At 36.0% G+C, this 11,096-nt stretch carries 8 protein-coding genes; 2 read left to right on the plus strand and 6 right to left on the minus strand.

The window, feature by feature from the left end; translation table 11 throughout:
* Positions 1–62: 62 nt before the first annotated feature.
* Entirely contained in the window at positions 63–713 is a 651-nt protein-coding gene (locus tag AMD00_RS10860) for an SIMPL domain-containing protein (protein WP_053417092.1), read from the minus strand.
* Between the two features lie 269 nt (positions 714–982).
* Positions 983–1,591 (minus strand): histidine phosphatase family protein, encoded by a 609-nt coding sequence (locus AMD00_RS10865; protein ID WP_053417093.1) that lies wholly within the window; start codon positions 1,589–1,591, stop codon positions 983–985.
* A gap of 332 nt (positions 1,592–1,923) precedes the next feature.
* Here AMD00_RS10865 and AMD00_RS10870 point away from each other — a divergent pair, with 332 nt between their 5' ends.
* Positions 1,924–3,183, plus strand: a complete 1,260-nt coding sequence (locus tag AMD00_RS10870) for an MFS transporter (RefSeq protein WP_053417094.1) — start codon at positions 1,924–1,926, stop codon at positions 3,181–3,183.
* A gap of 379 nt (positions 3,184–3,562) precedes the next feature.
* Here AMD00_RS10870 and AMD00_RS10875 read toward each other — a convergent pair whose 3' ends face one another.
* On the minus strand, positions 3,563–5,854 hold the full coding sequence (locus AMD00_RS10875; RefSeq protein WP_053417095.1) for a bifunctional metallophosphatase/5'-nucleotidase: 2,292 nt from the start codon (positions 5,852–5,854) through the stop codon (positions 3,563–3,565).
* A 602-nt stretch (positions 5,855–6,456) separates the two neighbouring features.
* Between AMD00_RS10875 and AMD00_RS10880 the strand changes: the two genes are divergently transcribed.
* Complete coding sequence (locus AMD00_RS10880; protein ID WP_053417096.1) at positions 6,457–6,783, plus strand: YnfA family protein; 327 nt, start codon at positions 6,457–6,459, stop codon at positions 6,781–6,783.
* Positions 6,784–7,001: 218 nt separating this feature from the next.
* Here AMD00_RS10880 and AMD00_RS10885 read toward each other — a convergent pair whose 3' ends face one another.
* Genes AMD00_RS10885 through AMD00_RS10895 form a run of 3 tightly spaced genes read right to left on the minus strand, consistent with a single transcriptional unit; the run spans position 7,002 to position 11,088 of the window.
* Positions 7,002–9,116 carry a S9 family peptidase gene (locus AMD00_RS10885; protein ID WP_053417097.1) on the minus strand — a complete coding sequence of 705 codons (2,115 nt, stop codon included), beginning with the start codon at positions 9,114–9,116 and terminating at the stop codon, positions 7,002–7,004.
* A 35-nt stretch (positions 9,117–9,151) separates the two neighbouring features.
* Positions 9,152–10,111, minus strand: coding sequence for an ABC transporter ATP-binding protein (locus AMD00_RS10890; protein ID WP_053417098.1), 960 nt, complete (start codon positions 10,109–10,111; stop codon positions 9,152–9,154).
* A complete protein-coding gene (locus tag AMD00_RS10895) occupies positions 10,108–11,088 on the minus strand; it encodes an ABC transporter ATP-binding protein (protein WP_053417099.1) in 981 nt (326 codons plus the stop codon). Before AMD00_RS10895 ends, AMD00_RS10890 begins: the two co-directional genes overlap by 4 nt.
* Positions 11,089–11,096 lie beyond the last annotated feature (8 nt).

The following is an 11,096-nucleotide window of genomic DNA, read 5'->3' on the forward strand; positions in this document are numbered from 1 at the left end:
TTTTACAAGATTATTTTCTTCCACTATTCCCTATTCAATCTAACTAGAAGTTCCCCTAAATACTAGTACTGAAATTTGACTCTTAACGTCGCACTAATTGTTATTTGCCCTTGTTCGATTGGGGTGGAGATATTCTGCTCAGCCATGGCAACAGTTTTATATAATACAGGGCCCGCATTACTCTCTTCTACAATCTCTATCGGTTGTGGAAGCATCGGTAATCTCATGGTCTCGGCTATTGTTTTTGCTTTCATTTGGGCATCATGGAGAGCTATACTAAGCGCTTGTTGATAATAAAATTCTCCATTTTCAATTTTAAACTGAAGTCCTGAAACGCGATTTGCACCATTTTTTACAGCTGTATCAATGACAGTGCCTACTTGACTTGTATCTTTTACTTTAACAGTAAGAGCATTAGTCACTTCATAACCTCTAAAAACTTGTTTTCCTTCGATGTAATCATAGTTTGGCACAATATTATAGGCAGCAGTTTGAATATTCTCCCTTGGAATGTTGAGTGACAAAATGGATTGTATTACACGATTCATGATATTCGCATTTTCCTGTTGTGCCTTGCTTACATCTTTTCCTTCTGTGATTACTTCTAATTGAAGTTCCACATAACTTGGTTGAACGGCAACTTTCCCGTTACCAGTGACTGTTATAACGCGAAATGAGTTACATGATAGTTGATGAGCATTTGGATTAAACATAGAATTCCACCTTCCGTTTAGTTCATATTACTAATCCTATGCAATGTACATTGAAAACTTGTTAATCGAAGTCAAATAGATAACTTGAAGTAGAGGTTTTATACTATTTTTTGATAGTGATAGTAAAAGGTAGTTATAAATACCAATTTCACTTCACTCAAGAAATTTTGTAATCTAAAAATCTAAAGGAATATACTAATCACTTAAGAAGTAGAAAAAAGACCATTTGAATAGTCCCTATCAAATGGCCTTTTAGAATCGATATACAATTAAAATTCATCATATTCTATACTAAATCTCTCAACATTATTATTTTCTAATTTAAAGAATGTATCTTGAGATACTTCTAGTTTTAAAGCTTGGTTTTTCTCTAAATTGTTGTATACTCCTCTTAATATTCTACCTGTTAACCCATGTGAGACAACGATAACTTTCTCACGACCTTCTACACTCTTTAGCCAATCTGTTACTCGTTCCTCGACAGAAGCATAACTTTCCCCATTAGGTGAATTAAAATACCAATTGTAGTGATCTGTATGCATTAGAAGCTCTGGCCATTTTTCTTCAATTTCTTTCATTGTTAAACCAGCCCAAGAACCTACTGATACTTCACTTAAGCGATCATCCTTCTCTACTTTTGCCTCATCTAATCCTAATGTATTACAGATAATCTCAGTACTTTGCATAGCTCTTCCTAATGGGCTTGAAATAATTGCCCACTCTTTTGGGTCTTGAATATACATCTTTAACAATCTAGCAATACTTTTTACTTGTGCAATTCCATCATCTGTTAATGGTGAATCCAGTTCTCCTTGATACCTGCCTTGCGAATTAAAGACCGTTTCCCCATGTCGGAGTAAATATATCGTTTGATTCAAAGTATTGTCACCCCTTAGCTATAATAATTGTCATTTTTAATTAATATACTACTAGATAGTTCTATTATTTGGAAGAACTCTCCTCTTTTCAGTATTCCATAAATATATTTCTCTATAATTTTTGACTATTTTTAAATCATTTTGCTAATGAATTTAACATCTTAAATTGATATTAACCTAATTAACTGAGTTCAACCTATTGACAATATATTAGACAATTCGTATTATTTAGCAAACTAATGCAATCACTGTTTTTATATAGCATTTCCTATTTTTTAATATGAAACTGGTAATTCAATGGTTAATAACTAGAAACGAGTTGAAGTGCTTAAATGAAAAAATTTCACTATAGCTGGATTATTCTAGCGGTTACATTCTTCTCTATTATTGTTGCAGGTATCATTAGGTCCTCCTCAGGTGTTTTCATAGATCCCTTTGAGCTCGAGTTTGGCTGGAGTCGCCCTGCCATTTCCTTTGCCTTTGCAGTTAGCTTATTTTTATATGGTTTCTCGGGACCTTTTATGGCAGCATTTGTAGAGGTTTTTGGTTTGAAACGAATGATGCTCTATTCAATGCTAACATTGTCTTCTGGTCTTGCATTGACTTTCGTTATGCAAACACAATGGCAATTAATACTGATTTGGGGCGTCATGATCGGGGTTGGTTCTGGTTTATTCCTAACGGTATTAAGTACACAAATTGCGAATCGCTGGTTTGTGAAGCAGCGAGGCCTCGCAGTCGGCATTTTAACGGCAAGTACAGCAACTGGACAATTAATATTATTGCCGGTATTAGCTACAATAATCGATCACTATTCTTGGCGTTATGCAACCGGACTTATCTTTATTCTTAGTCTATTAATCTTAATACTAATCCTTCTATTTATGAAGGACTTTCCTCAAGACAAGGGACTTCTACCGTATGGGCAGGAAAATAATGATCAATCTGCTGCACAACCTACTATTAAGCAAAATCCATTTAAATTAGCACTAGGTACGCTCATGGAAGGCCTGAGACTAAAAGAATTTTGGCTTCTTGCAGGTAGTTTCTTCATCTGTGGTTTATCTACTAGTGGACTAATTGGAACTCATTTCATCTCTTATTGCATAGGGTTTGGAATTCCTGTTGTCACAGCAGCGGCAATGCTCTCATTTATGGGAGTATTCGATTTAGTGGGAACAACATTATCCGGCTGGTTATCTGATCGAATTGATAATCGTTGGCTGCTATTTTGGTATTACGCACTCCGAGGAATATCCTTACTGTTTTTACCGTTTGCTTTAGCTCAAGGTTCATATGTATGGCTAGTCATTTTTTCTATTTTCTATGGTTTAGATTGGATTGCCACTGTCCCACCTACGATTGGATTGGCAAGAAGAGAATTTGGGCTTAAGAAAAGCACCTTGATGTACGGTTGGATCATGGCTGCTCATCAGGTTGGAGCCGGCGTTGCAGCGTTTGGTGGTGGAGTTATTTTCAAAGTATTTGGCTCCTATCAATGGGCTTTCATTTTAGCGGGTAGCATGTGTGTGTTAGCTAGTTTATTCGTCATCATGTTAAAAAAACATCAACCTAAATTAGAAGAGATATAACCCGTAATACATCATCTTTTTTCATATTTCGATTAAAGTTCAATACTCACAAAAATGTCTTAAAAGGATAGAGACTGCCTCTAAGATACAGACAAATAAAAAAAGCATCTTTCGATATTAAATTCTGGTATTACCAAAATTCAATTCGGAGGTGCTTTTTCTATGCTCACAAGTGTGAAGTATCCATGCAAAGTTAAAAAGTAAGATATTGATCTTGTGTGCTAATAGTCAAGTTTCTACACTATCTGTATTGGTTGTAATTTAGTAACATTATATAGCTTAAGAGCGTCCCCCTAATTTAAAGCTATCAGGGGGATACATTCTATTAATTATTTAACCTAACATGAAATTCATAATTTTTCTGCAGATTGGCATTAAATCACTTCGCAATATCAACAATTCGATCTTCTGTAGTTGGGGTGATTTCTTTAAGTGATGTTAAATGCTCTGCTAAGTTTTCCCAATCTGAAAGACCTAAATCTGTTACACGGCCTTCTGCATATGCTTTAGCAAAAATATCATAGCCGTCTCCACCTTTTGCAGTGAAGGCATTAGTTGCTACTGTATAGTTTTCACCGTCTTGAATTGCAATGTAATTGCCGCTATCGTCTTTATATTTAATGGAAACTACACGTTGGCCAACTGGCTTACTTGAGTCAAATTCTACTTTAGCACCAGATACATGAAGGAAGCCGCCGCTTTCTGCAGGATATTCTTTAAAACTCGTTTCGAATCCTTGTTTTAAATCAGCACCTGTTAAAGTCATTGTTGCTAATGTATTACCAAATGGTAGTACTGTAATCACTTCGCCGACAGTAATTTCACCTGCATCAATACCTGCTCGAATACCACCACCGTTTTGAAGCGCCATAATAACATCTTTATTCTTAGTCTTAGCTTTACTTAGCATACCGTCAGTAATGATGTTTCCGAGTGCTGTTTCATTGCTACGTACACTTAACTTGTCAGTTGCTGAATTATCTTTTCTTGGGTTTTCAAGTTCACTTTTTGCTACTGCTCCAATTGCTTTATTATTCACTTCTACAAGTTTATCAGAATATGGTTTTAATATGGCAACCGCTTCTGGATCATCTGTTAAAGTTTTTAATGCAATAAGCTCTCCATTTGATTTGACTACTGTACCTTTACTATCAAACTCTACATCTAAAGTGCCCAAATAATCACTATATTGATAGGCTTGAACGATAACAGTTGGGTCTTTTTTCTGCTTACTGATGTCTTGATCTACAATAACTGGGTTCTTTAACTCAGTATGGCTATGTCCACCAACAATAACGTCAATGCCTTTTACTGTTGCTGCTAATGTTAAATCATTATCTATTTCCGCATTATCATCAAAACCAATATGTGTTAACGCAATAATTTTATCAACGCCTAGACCTTCAAAAGCTTTTACTGCTTTTTCAGCCTCAGTTATATAATTTTCAAACGCTATGCTTCCTGGACTAGCAATATCTACTGTTTCTTCGGTTGTTAATCCGAAAATCCCAACTTTTTCACCATTTATTTCTTTAACAATTCCATTGTAAATCTTTCCTTTTTCAGGTTCACTTGAAATTAAATCTGTAAAGAGACCTGTAAAACGCGCATCTGCTGAGAAATTTACGTTAGCACTAATGAATGGGAAGTTTGCTCCTTTAATGAAGTCTGCTAATGCTTGATGCCCTTCTGGACTTGAGCCTAAATCGAACTCATGATTTCCGAAAGTCATAGCATCATAGCCCATTAAATTCATCAGTTTTAAGTCTGCTTGTCCTTTGAATTCATTGAAATATAGTGTTCCACTAAATACATCACCTGCGTCTAGTAATAATGCATCTGGATTTTTAGCTCTAATATTTTTGATGGCAGTTGTTCTTTTTGCTGCATTGTCTAAATGAGCATGCGTATCATTCGTGTGCATGATTGATAATGCAAAGTTCTTCTCTACGCCATTAACTACATTAATTTCTTTGCCATCCGGAGTTGTGATTTTACCGTTCGCAATTGTAGAATCTTTGTACCAAACGTTTTTATATTGAATGACTCCTGTATTTAACTTTTCACCGTTAAATAATTTTCCATTAAAAATTGCTAAACCTACATTTAACTTACCTTTTACAAAGTAACGACCTGTTTTTTCTGCGATACCTGTAAATGGTTTTCCTTGTACATAATAAGTACGTTTTGCTCCGTCACCATACCACCCTGTGCTGAGTTTACCTTTTTTAAAGTATCGACCTGAATTAGCACCGATTCCTGTTAATGGTTTTCCCTTCACATAATAGATTTGAGCACTATCTTTTCCATACCACCCTGTTGCTACCTTACCATTTTTATAATAGGTATTGCTTTTTACCCCTGTAAAAGCCTTGCCCTTTGAATAATAGACACCTTTGTATTTAGCAGTGCCCTTCTTACCGTTTTTATAATACATACCGCCTTTTAATCCTGTATAAAGTTTGCCATCTTTGTAAAGTTTACTATTAAATTGCTTATATCCTTTTACAGTTTTACCTGTTTCTTTAACTACTAATTTACTATTTGAAACTTGATATTTTGAAGAAGCAGCATCTACTGATTCCGATGTTGCAAGAGATCCTATTAAAACTGTTGCTCCTAATATTAATGATGCAGCTGGTTTTACAAATTTATAATTATGTTTCGCCATTTAAACATCCCCTTAAATTATCCTTATATTGGTTTCGTACAATCCAAAATAGATGACTCTACCTTCTATCATTATATATAAATTCATATAATTCTGTTACCTAAAATACATAATATTCTTAAATTTTTATCAAATTTACATTTCACTACAAAATATGACCTTTAATATAGCAACTTTGTTCAAATAAGTTCATACATAAGTTACTAAATAGCATCCCTTTAGTAGATTATTATTTTAGTAATTCGCGACATAGTATTTTTACTTAAAAGATTGCTTAACTGCTCCATTTATGAAAACAAGATTCGTTTAGTTGGATATTAAGATACACTCGATATAATAAAATGTAACCTCGAGGAACATTTGTGGTATTAGATAGAGAAGGTCACCATTTACAAATTAAACAACCGAAACTTTTTAATATTTTAGTAAATGAGTGGTTGGATAGAATTGAAGAGTATATTAATTAAAATTATTGATGAAGTACTTCAAGCTTTTGAATTAATAGAATTACTTTAATGAAAGTTTCATGTTAAGAGGCACGTTAATTCAATAAGAATAAGTTATAATTTGTTTTATACAATACTGTTTAGGAAGTGGTCTAAATTTTTTATGCAATTGTTTTGTTTATACTTGCAGGATTAGCTGAAATTGGTGGAGGTTATTTGATATGGCTATGGTTAAGAGATGGTAAACCATACTATTGGGGAATAGGTGGAGGAATAGCCTTAGCCTTATACGGTGTTATTGCTACATTTCAATCGTTTCCATCGTTCGGCAGAGTGTATGCTGCCTATGGAGGAGTATTTATCGTTCTTTCTGTCCTGTGGGGATGGGGAGTTGATAAAAAAGCACCCGATTTATACGATTGGGTAGGCGCAGGGATATGCTTAGTTGGCGTAGCAGTAATGTTATTAGCACCACGTCAATAATAAATAGTGCCTGCACATAGCTTATTCAAGTAACTAGGACTTTACTTGAATAAGCTAAAACGGCATACATAGACATTTTAAGGAGTAGTACGACGGCGTTCGCAGAATCAAACTACAAATATCTAAAAAATTTTCACTATATCCGAATATAAGCGAAAGTAAACAATCAGTCGCCGGCATAATACCGACAACTGGTTGGGTGAATATTTTAGGTTGATCTAACTTCCTCTTTCATTTGTACAAGCACCAGCTTTAATCGGTTCTAATAGTCGAGTGTTTATAAAATTAATCATCGCATTTAATCTCTCTACTCTTAACCTCGGTTCACCGTATGCCAATAGTCCATGACTAGCATTAGGCATACGGACAAATTCTACCTCTCCTCCGCGACGTTTAATATGCGAGTAAAACTGCTCAGCCTGCTCGATTGGGCATCTTAAGTCATTTTCACTATGCAGCAGCATAAGAGGTGTTTTTACTTGATCCACATAAGATAATGGAGAAAACTTCAAAAGTGTTTCAAAATCTGTTTTCCCTTGAAATTCTTGTTCAACAAAAAGTGGTGAAATATCACTCGTGCCATACATAGAAACCCAATTAGAAATACATCCCTCCGACACTGCAGCAAAAAATCGATTTGTATGAGTGACTAGCCAATTCACCATAAACCCTCCATAGCTAATACCGTTAACAGCTACCTGATTCCCGTCAAGGTAATCAAATTGTCGCAATGCCTTATCCAGTCCATTCAAAATATCTGTCATATCCTTACCACCGTAATCACCGTGTACTGCATTGGTAAATTCTTTGCCAAATCCTGAACTGCCTCTCGGATTAATATAGATTACTGCATATCCATGTGCTGCGAATAGCTGCATTTGATGAAAATAACTGAAACCATACGAAGAATGCGGCCCTCCGTGAATATCTAGAAGAACTGGATATTTTCTACCTGCCTCCATATTCGCAGGTTTTAGTACAAACCCTTGAATTTGCCAATCATCTTCTGATTGGTAAGAAAAAGTTTCAGGTTCGACTACAATCAGTTCCGTGAGTAATTGATCATTACAATCATCCAATCGGACTTCAACCTCTGGAAAGAGCGGAACAGACGTGATAGAAAATTCTTCCTTCGGATCCCGATGTTGAAACTCAATCGTATCGCTTTCATCAACCTTTATCACTGCTATCTTTCCTGGATGATTAACTGTAGAGTAAGCTACTACAAATGTTTTATCACCATCATATGCATAATGAAAAATTGTCCTATCTCCTCCAATTATCACTACTACTTGATTTTGGAATGGGTCCATAGATAACCTTATAATTTCATTTCGACCTTCTCGAGTCCCAAGAGCATAGACATACTGGCTATTTTTTGACCATTGAGGGCGCAGTGGAGATTTTAGGTAGCGCATATCAGTAAAATTCATATCGCACAGTGTATCAGGATATTGTTCACTTAAGCACCTAGCTTCTCCTCCATTGGCATTGATTACTAACAATCGCTTTTGACATGACTCCGTAACAAAAAAAGCTAACCACTTACCATCAGGTGAATAGGATGGAGAGCTTGATGGAAGATGATCATATAGCAAATCTACCTCACCACCAGAGGTAGGCACACGATAAATTTGCCCACAAAATTGCTTAATTTCATTTTCTCGGTTTGAGCTAAATGCGATGTATCTACCATCAGCAGATACAGTAGGTTCAAAGACATCATTTGTTCCTCTCGTTAACTGCTCAAATGCACCTGTGCTTACATCAATTGCGACAATTTGTCGAATTAAAGATGTTTGTAATCCGATTCCATCATTTTTATAATAAAGGCGATTGAATCGCTTTGCGCTTTCATCCCATTCCTTATGAATTTGCAGAATTTCATTGTTAGCATCGTCTACTGATTGGTTTTCAGTGAACACTTCCGCTTCTTTTTCTGCATCTACTGGAACTACTCCATAAATCTTCTTACCATTAGGGGACCAAATAATCGAACTAATTCCATGTCGGAATCTTGTTAGACAATAGGTTTCATCATCTTTTATATTTAACAACCAAACTTGCCTACCATAAACAGCGTTGGAAACAAAAGCAACCGTCTTTCCATCTGGAGACCAAATAGGTTCTACATTGCTTGTTCCAGAGTTCTTCAATATTCTTCTTGAATTACCTTTAGTATCTGTTAAATACAATTGTGTTTCATAGTTATTATTTTCTAAACATGCGATTGTTTTTTCATATATAGCAAGTTGTCCATCAGGCGAAAGCGTAGGACTGCTTGGCCACTCAAATTTATATAAATCTTCGGGTATAGTAGTTCGATTACTCAAATTCATCGCTCCCTTTTAGATCATATTTAATGATTTTAATTATACAAATGACAAGCAACCTTCCGTCCTTCTACTTCACGCATCTCTGGTTTGGCAGACCTACAAGTATCCGTCGCGTACATACAGCGAGGATGGAATTTGCAGCCACTTGGTGGATTAGATGGTGAAGGTAATTCACCTGTAAGTATAATTCTCTCCTTTACTTCATCAGGGTCTGATTTTGGAATAGCTGATATGAGTGCTTGTGTGTAAGGATGAAGTGGTTTATCAAATATTTTCTCCTTCTCTCCAATCTCCACCATCTCTCCTAGATACATGACACCAATACGGTGAACAATATGCTGGACAACCCCTAGATCATGCGATATAAAAATATAGGATAGCCCTAATTCTTCTTGCAAATCTTGTAAAAGGTTTAGAATTTGAGACTGTACGGAAACATCCAAAGCTGAGACAGGTTCATCGAGAACAACAATTTTCGGTCTTAGAATGATTGCTCTTGCAATACCAATCCTTTGTCTTTGCCCACCTGAAAATTCATGTGGATAACGGAATAAATGCTTTTCTGACAAGCCGACTAGATCCAGTGTTTTAACGATTAATTCAACGTGTTGAGCCTTCGGGATTTTATGTGCAATTAATGGCTCTGACAATATTTCTCGAATCGTTAGTTTGGGATTCATCGACTCCATGGGATCTTGAAACACCATTTGTATTTCTTTACGAAGCTTATTCATTTCCACTTTGCTTAATTTCGTGATATCCCTTCCTTGGAATAGGATTTCTCCTTTGGTTGGTTCAATAAGTCTTAATAGACATCTACCAGTTGTTGACTTTCCACAGCCTGATTCGCCAACTATTCCGATTGTCTCCTTATCATTTAGCTCTAAGCTTACGCCATTCACTGCATGAACGTATTGCTTTGCTTGGAAAAAGGATTTTTGAGCTCTGAATCTTTTTTCTAAGTCTCTCACTTGTAACAGAGATGTAGTCATACCCCATGCTCCTCCTCTTTATATAACCAGCATCTACACGAAGTATTTTCATCTATCATCAATAGCGGAGGAACTCCATGATTACATATTTCCATAGCTTTTGGGCATCTATCTGCAAATCGACATCCCATTCCATATTCATCAGGAGTTGGAACTTGGCCAGGAATGGACTTTAGACGTTTTCCTATAGTCGATTGCTGAGGTGTTGATTCTATTAAACCAGTCGTATATGGATGTCTTGGATTTCGTAGGAGCGTTCTAGAATCCGTAGTTTCTACCACCTGTCCTGCATACATGACAACAACACGATCACATATTTCTGCCACAACACCAAGATCATGTGTGATAAGTAGGATAGACATATCCATGTCATCTTTTAAGGATCTAAGTAAATCGAGAATTTGAGCTTGAATCGTTACATCCAATGCTGTTGTTGGTTCATCAGCTATTAATAAGGATGGATTGCAAGCAATCGCCATTGCAATCATGACGCGCTGCTTCATCCCTCCAGAAAGTCGATGAGGGTATTCATGAAATAATTCATTTGCACGCGGAATGCCTACAAGCTGAAGAAGTTCCACAACTTTACTTTTCACATTCGAACCTTTTTGCTTTTCATGCTTCACAATGATTTCACCAATTTGCTTACCAATGGTTAAGACAGGGTTGAGGGACGTCATTGGGTCTTGGAAAATCATCGAAATTTCTTTTCCTCTAATTTTCCTTAACTCTTTTTCCCCTTGCTTTAATAAGTCAATATCCTTAAATCGAATCTCTCCACCTGATACTTTCCCTTTTTTATCAAGCAGTTGTAGAATAGATAAGGAAGTAACACTTTTCCCACAACCTGACTCACCTACAATTCCCATTACTTCCCCTTTCCGAACAGTAAAATCAACCTTATCAACAACAGTAAGATAACCCACTTTCCCTTTAAACTGCGTAGTAAGTTCCTTAACTTCTAACACATTCTCCAATTTCCTTC

The organism is Viridibacillus arvi, assembly GCF_001274945.1.
GTDB classification, from domain to species: Bacteria; Bacillota; Bacilli; order Bacillales_A; family Planococcaceae; genus Viridibacillus; species Viridibacillus arvi.